Below are 21,655 nucleotides of genomic sequence, written 5' to 3'. Positions count from 1 at the left end.
GGGTGCAGTAATTCAGGCTATTTCAGGGAATTAACGTACATGTGCTTTACCGTATGAACTCAACTTTTGGCAAATACATCATTCTCATTGGTGCCGCGTTGCTGCTTATTGGCACAGTCATTTACTTTTTCGGCGACAAACTTAGCTGGCTGGGCCGATTACCCGGCGACATTCGTATTGAAGGGAAAGACGGTGGAGGCTTTTATTTTCCTATCGTAACCTGTATTGTGGTCAGCATCGTATTGAACGTAGTTATCGCGCTGGTTCGTCGTTTTTTCGGGTCGTAGCACCGGTCGATTTACTGGATGACAGGTCGTCGCTGAACGTCAGTTTGTTCAAATAGAACACTTCGCGCGGGCTGGCATAACTCTTTGACGGAGCGATTTTTTGAAAGCCGCAAGCCAGAAAATGCTGGCCATACCAGGCCATAAGGTTATCCTGCGCCGAAAACGTTACTTTTTCGTTTTCAGAATTGGTCTTAAGCTTAAACTTTTCGGTCTCTTTCAGGACTTTACTCCCCTGAATCACTTCCGTCGTGATTTCGCCGTCGTTTGGATAGGCCAGCACGGTTCGATTGCCCTGATGCGAAACCTGCACCATCTCGGTTAAGTCGGAACTAAGCAACTCTTTAATTGGAAAACAATTGTCCCACAGGAGTTTACCCTGTTTGTCGAAGCCGCAGATAAAGGCGTGGGTGTAGCGAAACCCATCGTAACGGTCCGCACCACGCAGATAGCCGCCATAGGCTGTCATAGCACCCCTATATTGCGGGTAATAGACTTCGGCCACCAGCGTCAGCCCGTCGGTGGTGGGTTGCAGGTCATGCACCAGCAGGCGGTAATGAAACTTGTAATCCTTGCCTTCCTCCTTCTTTTTCTGCGCGCGTGCCAGTAACTTTTGCTGACGGTGCGGCTTCAGGTAATTGAAAAAATTCTGAAGTTGCGAAAATTCAATGTACTGAATGGTATTGACCGCTTCTTCGGCAGATTCCCCCTGACGAATGCGCGTTACATAGATTCCCTGCGAATAAGGTGTGCAATCGGTGGAATAGTTGCCTACAAGCAAGGATTCATGCTCGTTGATGGGCAGGAGTTTTCCGGAAATCAGACTGTTTTTAGCACCGTCGAAATCCAGTGTACGTAGTAGCTTGCTGTCGTAATTGTAAGTTCTGATAGAGAACTTGCAGTGGCGTCTCAGCGAATGAACCAGTACGTTCACTTCCTGCCGGGCTTCGTCAAGCTCCAGGCTGCTTATTTCCATTCGATTGACGTATAAACCGGGCAAAACCTTAGTCGAGTTATCGAAAAAAGAGAACGCCATTACAACCGGGCGCGTGTGGTGATACCCGCCAACGTAGGCCTGGCTGCCCATCACCTTAAATAGCTTTACGTCGAACTGATCGAGCAGATCACCCTCGAATGTCTCGATGGCGCCATCGTCGAGATGTAGGCGTAGAAACTGAAATCGCCCGGTGTCGTATTCCCGAAAGAGGTGATAAACGTATTGATCCGTATCGTAGGTCAGAACGGGTTTAAATTTAATGTCCTGTTTGAATTCTTTTCGCCAAAGTAATTTGAAATTAACGTCGTACTTCTGGAAGTTAAATTGATTTGGTGTCCTGTCGTAAAACGTACCCTTCTGAATCGTCATAAGCAAACCCTTATCACCAAGTGGCGTTACGCCGAAGGATTCTGATTCGTCAGGATCGGAAGGAATTTCAACGCGTAGAGACTGAGCTAACTGCGCCCGTGTTGGGTAAGGCAACAAGCTCAGAATCAACAGATAAAGTATATAGTAAATGCGATTCATAACGTAGCTGATTTGCGACTGCATAAGTAAGTCGCTTTATACCATACAATTTCTCTATTCTATAACACAAATCATATTTTTTGTCGCATTTATAAAGATTCTATACCACTGAGTCACCAAGACTAATAAGAAAATAATCTTGTCAGACCTGCCATCGTTTTTTTAGGTAATCTTTCATAAATACGTTTACATCCCATTGGCTGGCAACGGGCTGTTGGGTGAAGGGCAAGGTAGGCAGGTAGCCCGCCGGGCCGAATTCACAGGTAATCGTTAGGGTAGGCGCATTGGCTTTTTGCTGCCGATCACGAATCGCGTCCCACCACCTGGCATGACTTTCGAGCGCATCTTTCCACTCCGGTGCGCGCGGGTCGTTCACCTGCGGACCTTCGGGATGGCCTACCCGGCAGTGAATGTGATCGCTGACGGCAATGGCGCGGGTAACGTTACTTGCCTGATCGGCCAGATACGATTCTGCTACGTTGACCCAGTGCGAATAATCGGCCGTCAGGCGCAGGTCAGGCATCTTGAGCAGATACGATTGGATGGCGGGAGCGCTATAGGAAAACCGGCCCCGGTGTGTTTCGTGCAAAATGCGAACACCCGTTTGTTTCTGTACATCCAGCGCCGTTTGAATCAGCTCGACGTTTTGCTCGAACGTGAAATAATCGTGGCCCGTATGGGCGTTGATAAACAGCGGTTTGTAGGACGCAATGTCGAGCAGGTCGTCGTGGTATTTCTTTTTATGGTCAACGAAGTTGCTCCCTCCGCCAAAAGCCATCAGAATGAGTTCGAGGCCGTTGTCGTGCATCACCTGCACGGCTTCGTTACGTTTGTCGGGGCCAGCGGAAACTTCCATGCCGTCATATCCGGCACTTTTTACGCGTTTGGCTGCTTCGGTATAAGAAAGGTTTTCCATGCCCCACAATGGGCAGAAGAAGAGGGTTTTCAAGGGAGTAGGCGCTTGGTTTATCTGCTCAAAGTTGGCAGAAAAAACGATCCCGGAAAACAACTGCTGGAATTTCTTATGCCATCCACAAACCCGCCGAACCTATGACTTTCCAGGTACCTTCTAATCTTTCCAGGAAGACCAAATACCCTGCCCCAGCTTTCCCATCACTGACTTCGGAGTAATAGCACAAAGCCTTTTGGCAATCTGACGAATACGCTACTTTAGAAAGACTCACAATATCCTCAAATTTGGGGTAATCGTTTCGGAGTGCGTAATAGCCGCGATTCGGGTGATTCTCGTTGCCAAAATAATACTCCTGCAAGTCAGGTGACCACATTCGGGACGTTCGGCAGGTCAATTTGAACGGCTGCTTAATTTCGTATTTGGTAAATTGACTTGTGTCGACGGAAACGATGAATGTCTTCCAGCCGGGTTCTTTGTAAAACGTTGCTTGTGGTCGTGTTAGAAAAGATAATTGCTCTTCAGCCTTTGCGAAGCTGAATTGAAACCCATACTTACTTTTCTCCTCAGTAACAGATTTGATAAACAGTAAATTACCCTGACGATAAGCATATTGAATGTCGCTGCATTTCGAGAAATCGTTCGCAATGGCAGTATAGACAGCGTAATCAGCATCAGGTACGACGGGATAAGTGGTCTGGCTTAAAACACTTTGCCCCAGTAATCCGAAAAAAATGGTAAATAGAAGAACTGCAGGCATCGTCCTGGTTGTTTTCTTAACTGGTTGGCTTTAACGTAATAGTAGCAATATTTCCATAATATCCCCAACTTTACCCCTCAATATAAAATAGATTAGCCGGTCGTATTTTCGGTACACTATTTCTTGAACGAATCCAAAAAATCATACCTAATCATGAGCGAAGTAGCCACTCGTTTTGCCCCCGGTGTTGTAACCGGTGAAGGCGTTACCCAACTTTTCCGTCACGCCAACGAAAATGATTACGCCTTACCCGCCGTCAACGTAGTTGGCACGGACTCCGTAAATGCCGTACTGGAAACAGCTAAAGCTGTTAACTCACCCGTAATCGTTCAGTTCTCCAACGGCGGAGGCATTTTTTATGCTGGTAAAAGCCTACCGAACGACAAACAGCAGGCAGCCATTGCCGGGTCTATTTCAGGCGCTTTGCACGTTCACCACGTTGCCGAACTCTACGGCGTTCCGGTAATTCTGCATACCGACCACTGTGCCAAGAAACTACTACCCTGGATTGACGGTCTGCTAACCGCTGGCGAAAAGCATTTCGACCAAACAGGCAAGCCATTGTACTCATCGCACATGCTCGACTTATCGGAGGAGCCAATCGAAGAGAATATTGAAATCTGTTCTAAATACTTTGAGCGCATGGCCAAAATTGGCATGACCCTCGAAATTGAACTTGGTGTGACGGGTGGCGAAGAAGATGGCGTTGACAACTCTGATGTTGATGACTCCAAGCTATATACCCAGCCTTCAGAAGTGGCGTATGCCTACGAAGAACTAAGCAAAATTTCACCGAACTTCACGATTGCCGCTGCCTTTGGTAACGTTCACGGTGTGTATAAACCGGGTAATGTGAAACTGTCGCCCATCATTCTGGACAACTCGCAGAAGTACATTCAGGAGAAATATGCGACGGGGCCGCTGCCGGTAAACTTCGTATTCCACGGAGGATCAGGATCGAGCCGTGAAGAAATTCGCGAAGCTATCCGCTACGGTGCTGTGAAAATGAATCTCGATACCGACATGCAATGGGCCATGTGGGAAGGGATTCTGAAATACTACAAAGCAAAAGAAGGCTATTTGCAATCGCAATTGGGTAACCCCGAAGGGTCTGATTCTCCCAATAAAAAATACTACGATCCGCGCGTGTGGCTTCGTAAGGGTGAAGAAAGCATGGTACAACGCCTGAAAATCGCATTCGAAGATTTGAATTGCATCAACCGGCTGGCCTAGCGGGTTGCTAGTTGTTAACTACTTTAGCTGGGGTAATGGGTTGTCTAATTAGCAACCAATTACCCCAATTTTCATTTTGGATGACGTGTGGTGTAGTGAAATAAGGATTTCTAGACGGACTCCACTTTTTTCAGATTAGTAAATTTTGCAAGAAAATTTACTGGGTATTTTTCGGGTGTTGATAGGGTGAAAATTGTGACGGAACCGGCGTTCCATAAGCGTTATATTCTGCCTGATTTATACAAGTTTTTTGTCAAAAAATCCGAAAAGTTAAGGGTAGGTGTTTTTACTTATATATTCTTAAGCAAACAGGTAAAGTATTTATTTTTTAGTGACGTATTACGCATAAATAGCCCTGAAACCAGATCGTTAGTACACTAACATTTCCAGACAAATTCGTTAACTTTCAGGAAGATATGTCAATTGATGTGATGTATTATGGAAAAAATTGGGTTTTGCCTGATTAGTCTTTTAGGTAAGTAGGAAGTTAATGTGACCCGTCTTGAATCAGGCTGATCGAGTCGAGAATTTAAGTTGATTATACTATAATATGAATTTAATCCGATCTGCATTACGTAAGCCAATTACTATTCTGGTTTTAGTAGCCAGTTTATTCTTCTTCGGTATCAATGCCGTCCGCACGATCAAGATTGACATATTCCCGAATTTGAATTTGCCGGTTATCTATATCTCCCAACCATTTGGTGGGTATACGCCTAACCAGATGGAGTCTTTTTTTGGGAAACAATACGTTAACCTGCTCCTCTATGTATCGGGGGTGAAAAGTATTGAAACCAAAAATATTCAGGGCATTACGCTGATTAAGTTATCCTTTTACGAAGGTACCAACATGGCGCAGGCAGCGGCCGAGGTATCGGCTTATTCGAACCGCGCCCAGGCCACCTTTCCACCGGGATCGCAACCGCCTTTCATTCTGCGTTTCGATGCTTCTACGTTGCCGGTTGGGCAGTTAGTCTTAAGTAGTCCGAAGCGTACGAATAATGAACTGCAGGATTTAGCCAACGTATACGTTCGGGCAGGTTTCAGCTCGATTCCCGGTCTGGTGTCGCCAGCGCCGTTTGGGGGGAACTCCCGAACCATTGTTATTCGGGCCGACCCAGCCTTACTACGTTCGCATAACCTGACTCCCGACCAATTAGTGACGGCTCTGCGCATTAATAATACGGCAACCCCTGCCGGTAATGTGCGAATTGGCGACTTGAACTATTTTACGCCAGCCAATACAACCGTTCAGAATGTTGAGGATTTTGGCAATATTCCGTTGTATACAGGTTCGGTTCAGAACCTGTTTCTGAAGGACGTAGCGACTATTGAAGATGGCGCTGATATTACGCAGGGCTACGTACTGGTCAATGGAAAACGATCGGTGTATCTGCCCATTACCAAATCGGCGGATGCGTCAACCTGGGAAGTCGTGCAAAACCTGAAAGCGGCTTTACCGCGTTTTCAGGCGCTGCTACCCGAAGACGTCAAGCTCACGTACACCTTCGACCAGTCCGTATACGTAATCAACTCGGTAAAAAGTCTGATGACCGAGGGGGCCATTGGAGCCATTCTGACGGGACTTATGGTCCTGCTCTTTCTGGGCGATGTTCGCGGGGCATTAATCGTCATTATTACCATTCCGACCTGTATCATTTCCGGGGTATTGTTCCTTAAATTATTCGGTCAGACGATCAACATCATGACCTTGAGTGGGCTTTCGCTCGCGATTGGGATTCTGGTCGATGAAAGTACCGTAACGATTGAAAATATCCACCAGCACATGGATATGAACAAGCCCAAAGCGCTGGCAATTTGGGATGCCTGTAAGGAAATTGCCTTTTCTAAGCTGTTGATTCTGTTCTGTATTCTGGCGGTTTTTGCCCCGGCTTTCACGATGACGGGCATTCCGGGCGCTTTGTTCTTACCGCTGGCACTAGCCATTTCGTTTTCCATGATTACGTCCTACGTAATGGCGCAAACGCTGGTTCCTGTTCTGGCAAACTGGATGATGAAAGAGCATGCGCATGTTAGTAATGGCAAAGCCCATAAGAACGAGCCTGTAAATGGGAAGCTACTAACAGCCAATGGCGTTGCGGGTAAAAAGGGCAAAAGCACTTCGGATGCCATACTCGATCAAAAGGAAAAACTAGCGCACCAGATTGATATTAACCACGACGGCAAAATCAGCTATTTCGAGCGGATTCGGGCGCGTTTTGTTCGCTTTATTGGTCGAATGTTGCCTTATCGCAAGGCCATTGTACTGGTATACGGCGTTGGCGCACTGGGTATTGCGGCTATTCTGATCACGGCGATTGGCCGGGATGTTTTGCCAAAAGTAAACGCGGGCCAATTTCAAGTTCGGCTTCGTGAACCCGATGGTACGCGACTTGAGAAAACGGAAAAGACAATGTTGACGGCCATTGATCAGCTCTACAAATTGGTTGGTAAAGAAAACGTCGAAATTACCTCGGCCATGGTTGGGATGCACGGTTCGCAGTTCTCAACGAGCCCGATTTATCTGTTTATGGCTGGTCCACAGGAAGGGGTTTTGCAGGTCTCGCTGAAGGAGGATTATGACGTTGAACTCGATGAATTGAAAGACCAGTTTCGAGCCCGTATGAAAAAAGTACTGCCGAATGTTAAGCTTTCATTTGAGCCGATTGAACTCACCGATAAGATTCTGAGTCAGGGTTCGCCGACGCCGATTGAGGTGAAAATGACCGGCAAGAATAAAAAACAGAACGAAGAATACGCCAATAAGGTAATTGCCAAGCTGAATAAGATTCCCTATCTGCGGGATGTTCAGATTGGCCAGGCCACGAAATATCCGACTATTAACGTAACGATCGACCGGGCGCGAGCGGCTCAGTTAGGCACGGATATTTCCGCCATTTCCCGCTCACTAATTGCTTCTACGTCGTCGTCGCGTTTAACGGAAAAGAGCGTCTGGATTGATCCAAAATCGGGTCAAAGCTATAGTGTGCAGGTCCAGGTGCCCGAAAATCAGATGACCAGCATCAACGATCTGGGTGAAATACCCATCTCGCCAAACTCAAACCGCCCGATCCTGAGCGATGTAGCTGATCTGAAAAAGGGCACTACGTATGGTGAAAACGACAACCTTGGCGCCATCCCTGTTCTATCGGTAACGGCTAACCTGAACGACATGGATTTAGGGCGAGCCGCCACAGATGTTCAGAAAGCCATTGATTCGCTGGGTGAATTGCCGCGCGGGTTAACCATAAAAATGCAGGGCTTGACGCAGGTGTTAATCGATACGCTCGACAGTTTACAGAATGGTCTTTTGGTGGCTATTGTGGTGATTTTCCTGATGTTGGCGGCTAACTTTCAGTCGTTTAAAGTGTCACTGGTCGTTTTGTGTACGGTACCTGCGGTATTAGTTGGCTCGCTGGCCTTGTTAATGTTGACCGGATCAACGCTTAATCTTCAATCGTATATGGGCATGATCATGTCGGTCGGGGTGTCAATTTCCAACGCCGTGTTGATGGTAACCAACGCTGAGGAACTTCGGATGCGGAATGGCGATGCGTTACGTTCGGCCAGGGAAGCCGCGTCGGTGCGGATGCGCCCGATCGTGATGACCAGTGTCGCGATGGTCGTCGGTATGATTCCTATGGCATCCGGGTTAGGTGAAGGCGGTTCGCAGGCAGCCCCACTGGGACGCGCCGTTATTGGCGGATTGATTTCGTCAACTTTCGCGGCTCTGTTTATTTTACCGCTCGTATTTGCCTGGGTACAGGAAAAAACCACGACCGACTCGGTATCGCTGGACCCAGAAGACAAAGACAGTAAATTTTATATTCCCTCATCGTCATCGTATGAATCGGTTAATTAATAAACCATATTCCAGTCTGTTTGCCATCGTAGGCAGTTTATTGTTACTCAGTTCGTTAAGCAGTTGCCACTCTTCTGAAGGCAAAGAGGAGAAGGCTGAAGCTCCCGAAGCGCCCGCTGCCACGGAGGTGTTTGCTCTGCATCGGGGAAAACTGTCGTCTGCTTTGCAAGTGCCTGGGGAACTGGTTGCATTTCGCGACGTTGATATCTATGCCAAAGTAAGCGGCTACATCAAAAAACTGAATGTAGACGTAGGCTCTGAAGTACAGCAGGGCCAATTGCTGGCACTGGCCGAAGCACCCGAATTGAGTGCTCAACTGGCCTCGGCTGAATCGAAGCTTAAGGTGCAGGAAGCACTGTCTATTGCTACCAAAGCTAATTACGAGCGGGTAGCCGAAGCGAGCAAAATGAGCGGTGCCGTATCAAAAAATGACGTTGACTTGGCACTATCCAAACGTAACGCGGATCTGGCTCAGCTAGAAGCGGCTAAATCGGCTTATCGGGAAGTGGCCGATCTGAAAAAGTACCTGGAAATTCGGGCCCCTTTCGCTGGTATTATCAGTACACGTAACGCCAGCACAGGCGCTTACATCGGACCCGCCGGTAAGGGATCTGAGTTCCCATTGTTTGTGCTAACCGAGCAAAAGCGGTTACGCCTGGTCATTTCGATTCCTGAAGCCTACACGGGTTATGTCGATCTGAACGACGATGTGAATTTTACCGTTAAAGCTTTCCCCGATAAAAAATTCAGTGGCAAAGTAAAACGCCAGTCAGGAGCCTTGGATAAGCGTTTACGTTCTGAGCGGGTAGAAGTGGATGTGATCAACAATGACAAAAAGCTATTGCCTGGCATGGTCGCAGAAGTAAATATTCCGCTGCCAACCAAAAACAATACGTTCATTGTACCAAAATCGGCGATCTTCAGCGCATCGACCGGGGTCTTTGTTATTAAGGTCAACAATAAAAAAGCTGAGTGGGTCCCTGTCAAAAGAGGCCTTGAGGCTGACGAAAAAGTAGAGATATTCGGTGATTTGAAAGAAGAGGATCAACTGGTCGCCACAGCAACCGAAGAGATTCGCGATGGCTCGCCGGTTAATGTGAAGTAGAAACTGATGGACCATGGACCAGTTTCTACTTCTCAGGATTTTTATAATCAACAGACAATTTCTGGAAGCTTGTAATCACATCAGCCATTCGCGGATTGTCTATTCGCATAATAAGTGATGTGTAAAAGAATTCGGTTGCGGTTCCGAAGTGATAATCAAACTTTACAAAACTCAGTCTTCCGATTTTGGCTTGTTCAAACCACTGAGTGAATTTTCGATTACGAGCTTTGGCATGACCATCGGCATTCTCGCAGATATAGACCACAACTGTTTCTTTCAGAGAAAAGAAATCATTGAAGATACTTACAAGCGTTATTGGAATAACTGCATCTGGCGGTGGGAGTTTAGGGAGCGGGTTTTCGGCAACTTCGATTACAAATTCAAAAGCGAACTCAGTAAAAGGTGGCTGATTACCAAAGATATAGCTACTAGGTTTGAATTTTAGTTCGTAAATAACCTGTTGGTCAGTGATAAACGCATAAGTGTTGTTCTCGCCACCTAGAAAAATATATTCATACCCCCTTTTCGGTACGCTCTGCATTTCGTTTTTTTAATTCATTGATAGCCGCCTGAACGTCAGGTTTTTGTATATCATCCCTAATCTCCTGCTGAAGCTGCCGCTTGCTTTCTAACATCCGCTTGGCTACGGCGACCATTCGTTTCTGTATTGCTTCATGTTCACGAAGCTCCTGCTCAATAGGGTTTATCATGACTCATCTAAATTTATGGTTATCAAAGTTAAGCAAATTTGCTAATGCATAGGGAGATGCAACCCTTTGCGTCTCTACTTTACGTATCCCAACTTTCTGGGAATGGTGTAAATTTCTGTTTGTCGACCGTCGATATAGCGGAAGGTTTTTCCATCGAAGAAACCGTCTTCTTCAAGCATGATACGTACCACTTTCTTCCATTCCGGAATTTCTACGGCCGCGTTGAGTTCAATGGAGTAGGCGGTGTTAGACAAAAGTGGATAATCGCCGGGACCGGGAACGCCTTTCTGTTGATCCCATAAACCGATGGTTGGCCCCGCTGCGTGACCGTGAACACCAATAGGGTGAGAGTAAATTGTGCCGTTAATTCCTTCTTTCTTTGACTGCTCCAGCGCTGCCAACAACATCTCATTCCCTGTTTTCCCAGCGCTAAACTGCGATGTCAGAATTTCCTGTAGGCGATTCCCCTGTTTGAAGGCAGCCTTTATGGCATCAGGAACGTCGGTTTCGCCAGGACGAAGTATATAAGCGTGTTGTTGCTGATCGGTGTTCAGGCGCAGGTACGTAATGCCGAAATCGACGTGGAGCAAATCGCCGGGCAGAATTACTTGCTTATCAGGGCGTTTTGAGAACGTGCGGAGGTGATTGAAGTCTTCCTGATCGGCTCGTTGCACATCAACTGTTGGGTGAAACCACGTATCTAAACCCAAATTTGTAATTCGCTGGCGGAACCACCACACTACGTCATCGGTCGTCGTTACGCCCGGCTGAATAACCTGCTCAGAAAAGCCTTCCTGAATAATCTGGTGCGACAGTCGGCAGATGAGCGGGTAAATCGCCATCTCTTTTTCAGTACGAGTTTCGAGCCAGCCAACGGCAATTTTTTCGGCTGAAACGATACGTTTCTGGTAATCGGCCGGTAGTTTCTTTATAAATTCCTCGTGTTCAGAAAAGGATAGTCCGTCGGCATGACCGTAGTTAGTTGACATATTCAGACCAATTTTCTTCGGCTTCCGATCTTCAATAATCTTGGACAGCGCTTCCCACTGGTTGGGCCGAACGTCGATATCCCAGGCACCTTTGAGCAGATTTCCTACGTCATACCGGGCGATGGCCAGCTTTTCAACCTCTTTTCCATTATCGAAAAACACAATAATCGTTCGGCGACGGGCTGAAAGCCAGGTACTCGGTAACATGGTCCGAAGCACGGGATCTTCATTATATTCACGAGAGATAATGACCCACATATCGATTCCTTCCCGACGCATGAGCTGGGGCAAAAAGTTAGTAAAGCGGTCGTCGAGAATTTCGTCAATTATCCGCGATCGATCGCGTTCGGGCAGCACGATAGAGGGTTGAGCAGAACTAGTCAGGAACCCGCAAAGCAGGCAGGCAAGATACAGATAACGCATGAAGACGGCAGGTTGATTGAGTGTTTAAAGCCCTGGCAAGCAGGCAACTTATAAATTCATTAAAATTTCTAACCAATCTACCGCCAGAACGATTAATCGTTAATATTGTCTCTCATAATTCCTTCTATAGTTTTACCATACCTTGAAAAAGTCATGAAACTGCCGCTGATTACTCTGCTAGTTGTCGTATTGAATTCAAGTGCTTTTGCCCAGGATATAATTCTTAAATTGAACGGCCAGCAACTGAACGCCAAAGTGACGGAAGTCACCGGCACTGACGTCAAATTCAAGTATCCGAACGAAGATCTGGTTAACTCGGTCAGCAAAAATCTGGTACAGGAGATTCGTTTTGCCAGCGGGCGAACGGAGCCGGTTTCTACACGTGTTGAGATCTTTACCGAAGAAGACTGGCCGAAAGTACAGGTAACAACCCTTGAAAGTGACGTAGCGGGGTTGGCTAAATTGGGTGAAGTACGGGCTAAGGCAAACGGCGCGACCGTGTTCTCTAACTCCGCAAAAGTAGATGAACGAGCTACCGAGAAGCTCAAACGTGAGGCTGCTCGTTTAGGCGCGCATATGGTACTTATCCAAAGCAAAAACGTTCGCGGTTCTGACTATAATTATTTCGGCAGCACAACTGCACGAAGTGTTTTGACGGGCGTTGCTTACGGTTATGAAATGCCTTCAAATGGGCAGTAAACGTACTGATGAGCTTAGTGTAATCGTCTGATTGTTAGTTGAGTAAACAGTTGGCAGTAACAGCTTTTTAGAGCTATGACATAGATTATATATTCAGTCAAAAACTCAGCTATGAACTGGTGGATAGTCCTTCAGATGGCTCAATGGGTAGCTCAGGTAGATAGCCCACCGGCGGGTTATCTGTTGCGTGACGACGTTTTTTTTGCTCAGTCTCCCTGTCAGCAAAGGCTGGCATTAGATAAACCAGATACCTTGTTATTGGACATTGCTCTCTTTCAGGCAACCAACGAAGCCCGACGACAAGCAGGTTTGCCCATTCTGCACTATGATCGTGCTTTGTATCAGGCCGCCCGGAATCATGCGGGGTCGATGATACAGCATGACTATTACGGACATGAGAATCTGTATAGTTTATCTGAACTTACCCTGACCAAACGTGTCCAGCTACAGACAAAGAAGTTTGGCCGGATGGCCGAGAACATAGGGCAATACCAGACTATTGTTACGCCTGAGTGGTTTGGGGTTCGGTTTAATGCGCGTACCCATCGTTATGAGTATATCGATTCGGAAACCAGGCAATTATTTGAACCTCACACGTATGCGAGTTACGCCCGATATGCCGTGGTTCAGTGGTTAAACTCTCCCCATCATCGGGCCAACTTGCTTAATCCGTCGTATACGCGTGTCGGGTGTGCCGTCCAACTGTCACGTGCCCCATTTCAAGAGCGTCGAGCTCCGTTTGGTCGTTTAGTGCAAAACTTTGGAGCACTACAAGAGCCGACGCAGGCCAGTCGATAAGTTGATTGATGGCTACCTGGGTTCACCGGAAACGGGCACGAACTGAGCGGAGAGGTCTGGTTTTTTCATGTCTTTATCGAAAGGAAACATGGGGCGCTTGATCCGTTTGTATGGTAACCGGAACAAGTCCTGATCGACTCCACCGGGTGTCAACGCCATAATCCAGTCTGCTTGCATGGCGTATAACTCAGGTTCGAGATAACCAATTTTTACGACCACAATATCAGATTTTCGAGGGCTAAGACCTAAGTTGGTGAAGTCCTTTTCCTTGTGATAGGGTTTGCGTTTTTGGGTGACAATAACATGCACACTGCCTACTTTCACCACCACTTCCACCTCGGCGTCTTTGTCGCCCTTGACGATCGACTCCACCGTGCCTTTGATCGGTAATGGCGGTGCAAAACGATGGTCTACAATTGCGCCTGCTTTGCCCTCAACGGTTCCACCCACACCAACGGCAATTGCCTTTTTTACTAATTCTGGATCAGGAATAGACGCATAGATTAACGAAGGGCCATCCGCTCGCTGAAACTCCGGACGAGCGAGCAACTGAGTGAGCGTCCAGGTCACATCGCCCGCACCACCGGCTGTTGGGTTATCGCCGGTGTCACTGATAAAAAAGGGGTGTTTTTTACTGGCAAAAGCATTCGTCAGGCATTTTTCCAACGTACCGGTGGGCGCTACGAAATCAAACTGGTTCCGCACGTTCCAGAAATCCAGCGCTAGCTTCTCGGCGGCCTGAGCCACTTGCTGTTTATCATCGCCGGTTACCATAACAACGGCATGGTTGCGTGGTTCATCCGCCCAGGCATAGCCAATCCATATGGCCGCATCGACAATCCCGTTCTTGTGATCGGCAATGGGCTCCACTTCATGATAAAGGCTTTGGCCCGGCTCGATGCGCGTACTCGTTTTTTCGCCCGGTAACAGAATGGGTATAGGTATCCAGACTTTATAAGCCGGTTTGCCTTGTCCGGTCTTCAGGCGCTCAAGCAGATTTGCCACCGCTCGCTCCTTGGTTTGCATGGCATCTTCGTGAGGAGCCATCCGATAACACGTAATCAAATCAGAATTTTGGGCCAATCGCCACGATACGTTACCATGTAAGTCCATCGACGTGGAAACGAGGGTCTTGAAACCGATCACTTTCCTGATTCGGGTCAGAAAATCGCCTTCTGGATCATCCAGACCGACGACGCTCATGGCACCATGTATATCAAAATATAACCCGTCGTAGGGACCATACTTTTTGAGCGAATCCAGCGCTTTGTTGACCAGCGACTCGTAAGCTTCTCGGGTCACGGCTCCGCCCGGCAGCGATTTGCCCACGATGGTAGGGAGCCAGATGGCCTGTTTGCGCAGGGGCGAAATAGCCATCATAAAGGGGTAGGCATTGAACACTTCAGGCCCATACCGTGCATGGAAAGCTTCTTCGTTGGTAACGGCCGGAGAAAATGTGCTGGATTCGATACCTAAGCCAGCGATGGCGATTCGGGGTAAAGCACTATTGGTTGATTGGGCAAATCCCAAACCAACACCAAAAAAACAGGCCGTAAGCCACAACATCATATGTTTCATGCCCACAATTTAAATCATTCAATAGAGTCAGCAAGTATTTTTAGACTTTTCATATGAGCCAGCCAGCCGTTTGATGCGTTTATATCTTTTTAACGACACTCTCAGGCAACGCTTCTGGTTTCGTTTGCATCTGGCCTGTAATGAATCGTCTCAACCATTCGTCGTTAAAAATCTGCCAATAATTGAAAAAATAGGCAAGACGGTTCGTTTGATGAGTACATTCGCCATGCTGCTACAACTTCGCTGTTTAATGAAAAATGCCATATTGATTTTATTTTTTGCCCTCTGCTCAACACTAGCCAGTGCACAGACGGGTCTGCGCGGTACGGTCAAAAATGCGCAGGGGGAAGCATTGCCGTTTGCGGCTGTGATCGTAAAAGGGACCGAAACGTCGGCCCGGCCCAACGGAACCATTACCAATGCGGAAGGGCGTTATGAGATCGCGCTGGCGCCGGGAAAATACGAGATTGTGTTTCAGTATCTTGGTTTTCAGACGATTAAGAAGTCTGCCGAAATTACAACGGGTCTTACTACGTTAGACGCTACGTTGGAAGAGCAGGCCTTCCGATTAGCGGAGGTACAAACAAAAGCGGGCAACGAAGATCCGGCCTACACCATCATGCGTCGGGCCATTGCCAAAAGTCGGTTTCACCAGTTACAGGTACAGCGATTTAAGGCGCGGGTGTATACAAAGTCATCGTTTACGGTGATCGACCTACCAAATCTGGCCGAAATGGCGTTCCGAAAACAACTGAAAGAAGCCGAAAAGGAAGCCAATTTTAAAGTTGGTGTGCCAATGCTGAACGAAACGGTGGCCGAAGTATCGTTCACTCAGCCCAATACGTTCCGGCAACGGATCATTGCCAACCGAAACTCACAGGGTGATTTTTTAAGCCCCAATCAGTTTTACAACGCCAGTTTCTATAGCCCGACCATTGCCAATACGGTGTCGCCCCTGTCGCCGAAAGCGTTTGCTTATTATAAATTTGAGTATAAAGGCACCTTTCGGGAACCTGGTCCGGATGGAAAAACGGTGGAGGTAAGCAAAATTCAGGTTATTCCGAGGCAGTATGGCGAGGGGGTGTTTCGCGGGACAATTTACATCCTTGAAAACACCTGGGCTATTCATAGTCTGCAGCTGGAAACCGTTAACACTATTGGTGTTTCAATTTCGGTTCGGCATGTGTGCAGCCCCATACAAGGCGTCTGGATGCCAACCAATCAGCGGTATGAGGGGAAAGGCTCATACCTTGGCGTGAAGGCTACGGGCTATTACATTCGCAATCTGACATTCAGCGAATTTGTCGTGAATCCGGCTTTTGTGGAAGATATTGAGGTAACGGATGAGAAAAAAGCGCCACCGGCTAATACGCTTTCCAAGAGTGATATTAAAGGCAAGCCACTCGACGATCTGGTGAAAAAACAGAAGGAGTTCTCGACGAAGAATTTACGTCAGCTTGTCAAGGAATACGAAAAACAGGAGAAAGAAGCGCGTAAAAATCGGAAAGAGGACGTAGCGGTTGTGCGTGATGATTCATTGGTGATTGATTCGCTGGCGCGTAGACGCTCGAATGTTTTCTGGGATTCACTACGTTCGGTACCCCTGACAACAGCCGAAATTAAAAGCTACCGTAAAGCCGATAGCCTTGGTTTAGTTCGTGAAATAAAGGCTCCTGGTACGGTTGATACCACCCGACGTGACAGTACGAGGAAAAAGTCACCGAACAAATTCTCTCCCGGTCAACTGTTAAGCGGTCATACGTGGCAGTTGAATAAGCATAGCGCTCTGATTTATACCAGCCCCCTGGCGCGGATAGAGTACAATACGGTCGAGGGCTATACGCTTGAAGGGGCATTAAACTTCCGGCATCGGGCTAAAGTCGATTCCATTAGCCGGTTCAGGCAAATTGCCCTTGGCGAGTGGAATCTTGGCGGTACAGGCCGGTATGAGTTCGGCCGAAAGCAGTTTGTGGGCTATGGACAGGCGAGCTATCAATACAAAGCGACACGTATAGGTTTGTCGGGTGGGCGGTATTTGTATCAGTATAACCCTGACAATCCAATCAGCCCGTTTTTGAATTCACTGACGACGTTGCTGTTTGAACAGAATTTTGCAAAACTCTATCAAAAAGATTTCCTGAATCTGACCGTTACGGCTTCGCCTTTCAGAAACCGCATCACGCTGGCTGGTAGTCTGGAATACGCTCAACGTAGTGAACTGACGAATTATAAAGAAGGCCTTTCTCCCTGGATCAACTGGAAAAATCGCGTTTACACGCCCAATCGTCCAGACAACGACGAAATAACAACAACTGCATTCCCAACCCACAATGCGCTGATAATGAACCTAACGGCTTCGGCGCGACTTCAGGCAACGCAATACACAATTCGCAACGGCCGACGCATTGCCCGGCGCGACAACGAAAGCCCACTGATAACCGTGAATTACCGGAAGGGTATGGCCGATGTGGACTACGACTTTTTGCAGGCCACTATTAGCCACTCGTTCGAGACGGGCATACGTAGCAAACTCAATTATCAACTCAGCGCCGGAACATTCCTGAATGACCGAAAGCTGTATTTCCCTGACTTTAAGCACTTTGCAGGCAATCAGTTTTTCTTCCAGCAAGGCGATGTTGTGTCGAGTTTCCGGCTGTTGCCTTATTACCAATACAGCACGGGTCAACGCTTCGCTGAGGGGCATGTATTGGCAGAGTTTCGCAAGTTTTTCATTACGCAGCTAACGCTCGTTCGGTTGATTGGGTTGAAAGAAAACCTGTTTGTGCACTACCTCTACACGCCCAGCTCTCAGCATTACACCGAAGTAGGTTATGGGCTGGATGGTATCATTCCCCAGGTACTGCCATTCTTCCGGATAGAAGTTATCTCGCAATGGCAGGACACTACGTATAAAGGTTTGGGATTCCGAATTGGTACGACATTGAAGTTTGGGCGATAGTGCATTGGCTATTTGTGAATAAAGACCTGTGAATGTATTAATTAGCTAACAGAACCATAAAATAGCCGTAACAGCCTCGTCGCGGATGAAGCCGTACTTTGCGTAAACCAACATACGCATGCATGAATCGTCGGGACGTAGTAAGACGAGTGGGTGCGGGCCTTGCGGCTCTTTCTGTAACGAATCAACTCATTGCCCAGCCAGCAATACCATCGAGGCAACGGGTGATGCGCATTGCTCACCTGACCGATGTTCACATGCAGCCACTGGTTGGCGCGGCAAAAGGCTTTGAAAAGTGCTTACACCACGTTCAGGGAATGGCGGACAAACCCGATCTGATCATCAATGGGGGAGATGCCATTATGGAAGCTCATGGTCGTAGTCGGGACAGCGTGAAGCGGCAATGGAAAATGTACCAGAATGTGCTACGTAGTGAGAATGCGATGCCCATTGTGAATTGCGTCGGGAATCATGATATCTGGTGTCGGGAAGAAACCCAGGCTTCTTTTCATGATGGACGGCAATGGGCAATGGACGAGTTGCAAATGCCCAAACGCTACTACAGTTTCACGCAGAACGGCTGGCATATCGTGGTCTTAGACAGCGTACAGCCCAAAGCCGACGGGAGCTGGTATACGGCCTGTCTGGATGAAGATCAATTTCACTGGCTCGAAACCGACCTGAAGAATACACCCGCCGAGACCCCGGTTTTGGTGGTGTCGCACGTACCGATCTGGCGGCCTGCGTGTTTTTCGACGGGCAGCGTTTCGCGGGTGAAAACTGGAGCGTACCCGCTCGCTGGATGCATAGCGATACAGTACGTATCACTGACCTTTTTAATCGCTATTCCAACGTAAAAGCCGCTCTCAGCGGCCATATTCATTTAACGGATCGCGTAGACTATAATAGCGTTTCCTATTTCTGCAACGGAGCCGTTAGTGGAGCCTGGTGGTTTGGTAAATACCGTCATACCGCAGCGGGTTATGCGGTGGTCGATTTGTTTGCTGATGGCTCGGTGGAGAACCGGTACGTGAATTATGTCTGACCGCGCGGACGGCCCCGCTTGAATTTTTGTGATTATTCTAACAGACTACACTTTCGTAACTCATAAACCATAGTCGGTCAAACTAATCACAAAAATCCCGGTTTTGACACTATGCAGAACATCAAAGACTTATTCGACGTATTTCCGCAGGCTGGCCGGGTGGAGTGGATCGGCATTCGACCCGAACGACGGGAATCCATGGAAGTGGTAGAAACGATCGCTGTTTCGGAGAAAAAAGGCATTCTTGGTGATCACTACAGTGGCCAAAGCGGCAATCGGCACGTAACCCTCATTCAGGCTGAGCATCTTCCCGTAGTGGCTGCCCTAACAGGTCGCGACACACTTGATCCTGCCGTGCTACGTCGGAATATTACTATTTCTGGCCTGAATCTATTGGCACTCAAAGATCACGAAATTCAGATTGGTGATGTCGTGCTTCAGATTACCGGACTGTGTCATCCCTGCTCAAAAATGGAAACTGCCTTAGGACCGGGTGGCTATAACGCCATGCGCGGCCATGGCGGCCTGACCGCAAAAGTGGTGAAAGGCGGGATAATTCAGGTGGGAGATGCTGTTGTTGTATCTCCCACCGTCATCGCATAAGTAGTAGAAAAAACTGTAACAGTAAATTTGAATAATCTAACTAGGTTATCAGTATGGCTACGATAGTATATTTCTGAATAAAGCAAGCCTATCTGGCAGCTTCATGTAAAAAGTAGTTATGTTTCGATAGGATAATGAATTAAAGTTAATACTATACCAATTGATTCATTGAACAGTGTGAACATTAGCAGAAAGCGCACCAGCAAGCTATGGACAAAAGACGAATCAAATGAGTCACATATGCTTTTTCGTTTTGAGCCTAGTCAAATTTGCTTTATTTAGCGCTGAATGGCAATATCTCCTACGCCAATCATCGGCTTTTTCTTGTAGAATGGTACATTTTTCTTGTGGGGAAATAGTTTGAGAAACCCCGGCTGTTTTCTTAAATTTGGTACGTACCGCAAGTCAGTATGCCTCTTTTGAAAACATTCTCAATGCATCGCTTAGGCGCTTGCTTCCAGTACGTATTCGTGTTGTGGATATGTATTTCTGGCATAGGCATGGCGCAAGAAGCTCCCCATTTAAACGTTCAGCCCGATAAAGTTCGAAAAGCCAGAGAAGTAGAGCAGGAAGCCAGGCAGAAGCGCGACCCACGACAATTGGCAGAAGCCTGGTATCTCTACGGAAAAGCGTATGTTTTTGCGGCCGACTACCTTACTGCCCAGACGTATTTTCTGAAAGCAGTACGTATCCATGAACCACTAGGTAACTCATTTGAATTGAGTCGATTGTACGTACGTCTATGTGAAAATGAAGAAAGATTGGGCCATGTAGAACAGGCCTTACACTACGCTACTCTTTCCTTACAGGTTGCGCAACGTATTAAGTTGGAGAAGGACCAGGCGCTGATACGTTCCTACGGCGCGTTGGCCCACATTCATGAAACATTATGGGATGGGCGCGTAGCTGACAAACAATCAGATTACAATAAGGCTCTTTCTTATTACATAAAGAGAGAGTTTTTGTGTAAAAAGTTAAACGATACGGCTGGTGTTGCTGAGGTAAGCCTTGAATTAGGGACACTCTTTACGAGGGTTAAAGATCCTCGGGCAATTGCTTATCTGGAAAAGGCGCTCGATCTATTTACGCTTAAAAATAAAGATGGTATTCGGGTAAATACGATGATACATCTGGCATCGGCCTACCTGACGTTTGGCGAGCCTGACCGAGCTATTCAATCACTGGAAAATGCGAAAAAGCTCTACGTCAGTAAAAAGATGAACGAATATGATATCAGCCTGGTCATGGAGAATAATTTCGTTAACTACTATGAGACGTTAGGGCTGTGGAAACAGGCTTTTGAACACCTGCGAAAGTTTAGTGAATTAGAAAGAATTAAACTTTTAGCTGACCGTGATGGTGCGATTACCCGCCTGAGCGTGGAATATGAAACTGAAAAAAGAGACGCTCTTTTAAAGGCCAAGAATCAGGAGATTGCGCTTAAAAACCAGACTTTGCTTACACAGCAACGTTTCACGTATGCTATTTCTGCTTTACTGATAATGGCATTGGGCATGAGCATCGTTTTCTTTCGGCTCTATCGTAAAAATCAACGTATCAGCCACCGCAATGAAGTGCTATTGAAGGAACAAAATCACCGCGTCAAAAATAATTTACAGATTGTTTCGAGCCTGCTAAACCTGCAAGCCAAACGACTGACGGACGAAGTGGCCAAAAAAGCGGTTGAAGAAAGCCGCCTTCGGGTGCAGTCAATGGCTATAATTCACCGAAGGCTATATGATGGAGACAAATTAGCCGAAGTTAATCTTGATGAGTTTATAAAAGAATTGACCGCCGGGGTACTGAAGGCGTTTGGTTATTTGTTTATAAAATTAGAGTTTGCTATTGACGACATTAATCTGTCTGCCGATAAGGCAATTTCGGTAGGGCTGATACTGAACGAACTGATAACCAATGCCTGTAAGTATGCTTTTCCAGATAATGAATCGCCTTTTTTATGCATTACGTGCTATCTGAAGACCAATAAAATAGAGCTTAAGGTTGAAGATAATGGACCTGGAATAGAAGGGGCCATGATTGCCAAAACTAATTCATTTGGCATGACATTGATTCAGGCACAGGTAAATCAGCTCTACGGTACGTATCGGTTCAGTTCGGGAGAAAAAACAGTAGCCAAAGGCACTACGTTTATGATGGAATTTAAACGTTGAA

Annotated in this window: 18 protein-coding genes; 11 read left to right on the top strand and 7 right to left on the bottom strand. The window is 47.1% G+C overall.

Annotated features, from left to right (window positions below):
• Positions 1-53: 53 nt before the first annotated feature.
• Positions 54-287, top strand: coding sequence for a DUF2905 domain-containing protein (locus BM202_RS13755; protein WP_093826940.1), 234 nt, complete (start codon positions 54-56; stop codon positions 285-287).
• On the opposite strand, the gene BM202_RS13750 is transcribed toward BM202_RS13755, so the two are convergent.
• The 3 genes from BM202_RS13750 to BM202_RS13740 all read right to left on the bottom strand — a co-directional run bounded on the left by BM202_RS13750 (position 253) and on the right by BM202_RS13740 (position 3,479).
• The gene (locus BM202_RS13750) at positions 253-1,809 is read right to left on the bottom strand and encodes a hypothetical protein (RefSeq protein WP_093827274.1); all 1,557 of its coding nucleotides are present in this window, start codon (positions 1,807-1,809) and stop codon (positions 253-255) included. The two genes, BM202_RS13755 and BM202_RS13750, sit on opposite strands and share 35 nt — an antisense overlap.
• A 142-nt stretch (positions 1,810-1,951) precedes the next feature.
• On the bottom strand, positions 1,952-2,725 hold the full coding sequence (locus BM202_RS13745; RefSeq protein ID WP_093826938.1) for a sugar phosphate isomerase/epimerase family protein: 774 nt from the start codon (positions 2,723-2,725) through the stop codon (positions 1,952-1,954).
• Positions 2,726-2,831: 106 nt separating this feature from the next.
• Complete coding sequence (locus BM202_RS13740; RefSeq protein ID WP_093826936.1) at positions 2,832-3,479, bottom strand: hypothetical protein; 648 nt, start codon at positions 3,477-3,479, stop codon at positions 2,832-2,834.
• Positions 3,480-3,632: 153 nt separating this feature from the next.
• Here BM202_RS13740 and fbaA point away from each other — a divergent pair, with 153 nt between their 5' ends.
• The 3 genes from fbaA (at position 3,633) to BM202_RS13725 (ending at position 9,679) form a co-directional block, all read left to right on the top strand.
• Complete coding sequence (fbaA, locus tag BM202_RS13735) at positions 3,633-4,712, top strand: class II fructose-bisphosphate aldolase (RefSeq protein WP_093826934.1); 1,080 nt, start codon at positions 3,633-3,635, stop codon at positions 4,710-4,712.
• Positions 4,713-5,262: 550 nt separating this feature from the next.
• On the top strand, positions 5,263-8,574 hold the full coding sequence (locus BM202_RS13730; protein WP_093826932.1) for an efflux RND transporter permease subunit: 3,312 nt from the start codon (positions 5,263-5,265) through the stop codon (positions 8,572-8,574).
• On the top strand, positions 8,558-9,679 hold the full coding sequence (locus BM202_RS13725) for an efflux RND transporter periplasmic adaptor subunit (protein WP_093826930.1): 1,122 nt from the start codon (positions 8,558-8,560) through the stop codon (positions 9,677-9,679). Before BM202_RS13730 ends, BM202_RS13725 begins: the two co-directional genes overlap by 17 nt.
• 25 nt (positions 9,680-9,704) lie before the next feature.
• Here the strand turns inward: BM202_RS13725 and BM202_RS13720 are convergent, their stop codons facing one another.
• From BM202_RS13720 to BM202_RS13710, 3 genes are all read right to left on the bottom strand, one after another.
• A complete protein-coding gene (locus BM202_RS13720) occupies positions 9,705-10,220 on the bottom strand; it encodes a DUF6169 family protein (protein WP_093826928.1) in 516 nt (171 codons plus the stop codon).
• A complete protein-coding gene (locus BM202_RS13715; protein ID WP_093826926.1) occupies positions 10,192-10,389 on the bottom strand; it encodes a hypothetical protein in 198 nt (65 codons plus the stop codon). Before BM202_RS13715 ends, BM202_RS13720 begins: the two co-directional genes overlap by 29 nt.
• Before the next feature lie 74 nt (positions 10,390-10,463).
• On the bottom strand, positions 10,464-11,801 hold the full coding sequence (locus BM202_RS13710; RefSeq protein ID WP_093826924.1) for a M24 family metallopeptidase: 1,338 nt from the start codon (positions 11,799-11,801) through the stop codon (positions 10,464-10,466).
• A gap of 153 nt (positions 11,802-11,954) precedes the next feature.
• Here BM202_RS13710 and BM202_RS13705 point away from each other — a divergent pair, with 153 nt between their 5' ends.
• A complete protein-coding gene (locus BM202_RS13705; RefSeq protein ID WP_093826922.1) occupies positions 11,955-12,500 on the top strand; it encodes a hypothetical protein in 546 nt (181 codons plus the stop codon).
• Between the two features lie 111 nt (positions 12,501-12,611).
• Positions 12,612-13,298, top strand: coding sequence for a CAP domain-containing protein (locus BM202_RS13700; protein WP_093826920.1), 687 nt, complete (start codon positions 12,612-12,614; stop codon positions 13,296-13,298).
• Between the two features lie 12 nt (positions 13,299-13,310).
• On the opposite strand, the gene BM202_RS13695 is transcribed toward BM202_RS13700, so the two are convergent.
• Entirely contained in the window at positions 13,311-14,876 is a 1,566-nt protein-coding gene (locus tag BM202_RS13695; protein ID WP_093826918.1) for a M81 family metallopeptidase, read from the bottom strand.
• Between the two features lie 250 nt (positions 14,877-15,126).
• On the opposite strand from BM202_RS13695, the gene BM202_RS13690 reads away from it, so the two are divergent.
• From BM202_RS13690 to BM202_RS13675, 5 genes are all read left to right on the top strand, one after another.
• Complete coding sequence (locus BM202_RS13690; RefSeq protein WP_093827272.1) at positions 15,127-17,835, top strand: DUF5686 and carboxypeptidase regulatory-like domain-containing protein; 2,709 nt, start codon at positions 15,127-15,129, stop codon at positions 17,833-17,835.
• Positions 17,836-17,957: 122 nt separating this feature from the next.
• The gene (locus tag BM202_RS13685) at positions 17,958-18,692 is read left to right on the top strand and encodes a metallophosphoesterase family protein (RefSeq protein ID WP_245776659.1); all 735 of its coding nucleotides are present in this window, start codon (positions 17,958-17,960) and stop codon (positions 18,690-18,692) included.
• Positions 18,638-18,880, top strand: coding sequence for a hypothetical protein (locus BM202_RS38220; RefSeq protein ID WP_245776658.1), 243 nt, complete (start codon positions 18,638-18,640; stop codon positions 18,878-18,880). The genes BM202_RS13685 and BM202_RS38220 overlap by 55 nt, the downstream gene beginning before the upstream one ends.
• A gap of 111 nt (positions 18,881-18,991) precedes the next feature.
• Positions 18,992-19,483: an MOSC domain-containing protein gene (locus tag BM202_RS13680; protein WP_093826916.1), complete on the top strand. Its 492-nt coding sequence runs from the start codon at positions 18,992-18,994 to the stop codon at positions 19,481-19,483.
• Between the two features lie 434 nt (positions 19,484-19,917).
• Entirely contained in the window at positions 19,918-21,654 is a 1,737-nt protein-coding gene (locus tag BM202_RS13675; protein ID WP_177236580.1) for a sensor histidine kinase, read from the top strand.
• Position 21,655 lies beyond the last annotated feature (1 nt).

This window comes from Spirosoma endophyticum (assembly GCF_900112365.1).
GTDB lineage: Bacteria > Bacteroidota > Bacteroidia > Cytophagales > Spirosomataceae > Spirosoma > Spirosoma endophyticum.
The sequence above is the reverse complement of the archived record's forward strand: the minus strand, read 5'-3'. Positions and strand labels throughout refer to the sequence as shown.

What these genes read in the sequence shown, in the direction of transcription:
- BM202_RS13725 (WP_093826930.1), top strand. Translation starts at nt 8,558, where the DNA reads ATGAATCGGTTAATTAATAAACCATATTCCAGTCTGTTTGCCATCGTA.
- BM202_RS13705 (WP_093826922.1), top strand. Translation starts at nt 11,955, where the DNA reads ATGAAACTGCCGCTGATTACTCTGCTAGTTGTCGTATTGAATTCAAGT.
- BM202_RS13715 (WP_093826926.1), bottom strand. Translation starts at nt 10,389, where the DNA reads ATGATAAACCCTATTGAGCAGGAGCTTCGTGAACATGAAGCAATACAG.
- BM202_RS13680 (WP_093826916.1), top strand. Translation starts at nt 18,992, where the DNA reads ATGCAGAACATCAAAGACTTATTCGACGTATTTCCGCAGGCTGGCCGG.
- fbaA (WP_093826934.1), top strand. Translation starts at nt 3,633, where the DNA reads ATGAGCGAAGTAGCCACTCGTTTTGCCCCCGGTGTTGTAACCGGTGAA.
- BM202_RS13750 (WP_093827274.1), bottom strand. Translation starts at nt 1,809, where the DNA reads ATGAATCGCATTTACTATATACTTTATCTGTTGATTCTGAGCTTGTTG.
- BM202_RS13720 (WP_093826928.1), bottom strand. Translation starts at nt 10,220, where the DNA reads ATGCAGAGCGTACCGAAAAGGGGGTATGAATATATTTTTCTAGGTGGC.
- BM202_RS13690 (WP_093827272.1), top strand. Translation starts at nt 15,127, where the DNA reads ATGAAAAATGCCATATTGATTTTATTTTTTGCCCTCTGCTCAACACTA.
- BM202_RS13710 (WP_093826924.1), bottom strand. Translation starts at nt 11,801, where the DNA reads ATGCGTTATCTGTATCTTGCCTGCCTGCTTTGCGGGTTCCTGACTAGT.
- BM202_RS13740 (WP_093826936.1), bottom strand. Translation starts at nt 3,479, where the DNA reads ATGCCTGCAGTTCTTCTATTTACCATTTTTTTCGGATTACTGGGGCAA.
- BM202_RS13755 (WP_093826940.1), top strand. Translation starts at nt 54, where the DNA reads ATGAACTCAACTTTTGGCAAATACATCATTCTCATTGGTGCCGCGTTG.
- BM202_RS13745 (WP_093826938.1), bottom strand. Translation starts at nt 2,725, where the DNA reads ATGGAAAACCTTTCTTATACCGAAGCAGCCAAACGCGTAAAAAGTGCC.
- BM202_RS13675 (WP_177236580.1), top strand. Translation starts at nt 19,918, where the DNA reads ATGCATCGCTTAGGCGCTTGCTTCCAGTACGTATTCGTGTTGTGGATA.
- BM202_RS13700 (WP_093826920.1), top strand. Translation starts at nt 12,612, where the DNA reads ATGAACTGGTGGATAGTCCTTCAGATGGCTCAATGGGTAGCTCAGGTA.
- BM202_RS38220 (WP_245776658.1), top strand. Translation starts at nt 18,638, where the DNA reads ATGCATAGCGATACAGTACGTATCACTGACCTTTTTAATCGCTATTCC.
- BM202_RS13685 (WP_245776659.1), top strand. Translation starts at nt 17,958, where the DNA reads ATGAATCGTCGGGACGTAGTAAGACGAGTGGGTGCGGGCCTTGCGGCT.
- BM202_RS13695 (WP_093826918.1), bottom strand. Translation starts at nt 14,876, where the DNA reads ATGAAACATATGATGTTGTGGCTTACGGCCTGTTTTTTTGGTGTTGGT.
- BM202_RS13730 (WP_093826932.1), top strand. Translation starts at nt 5,263, where the DNA reads ATGAATTTAATCCGATCTGCATTACGTAAGCCAATTACTATTCTGGTT.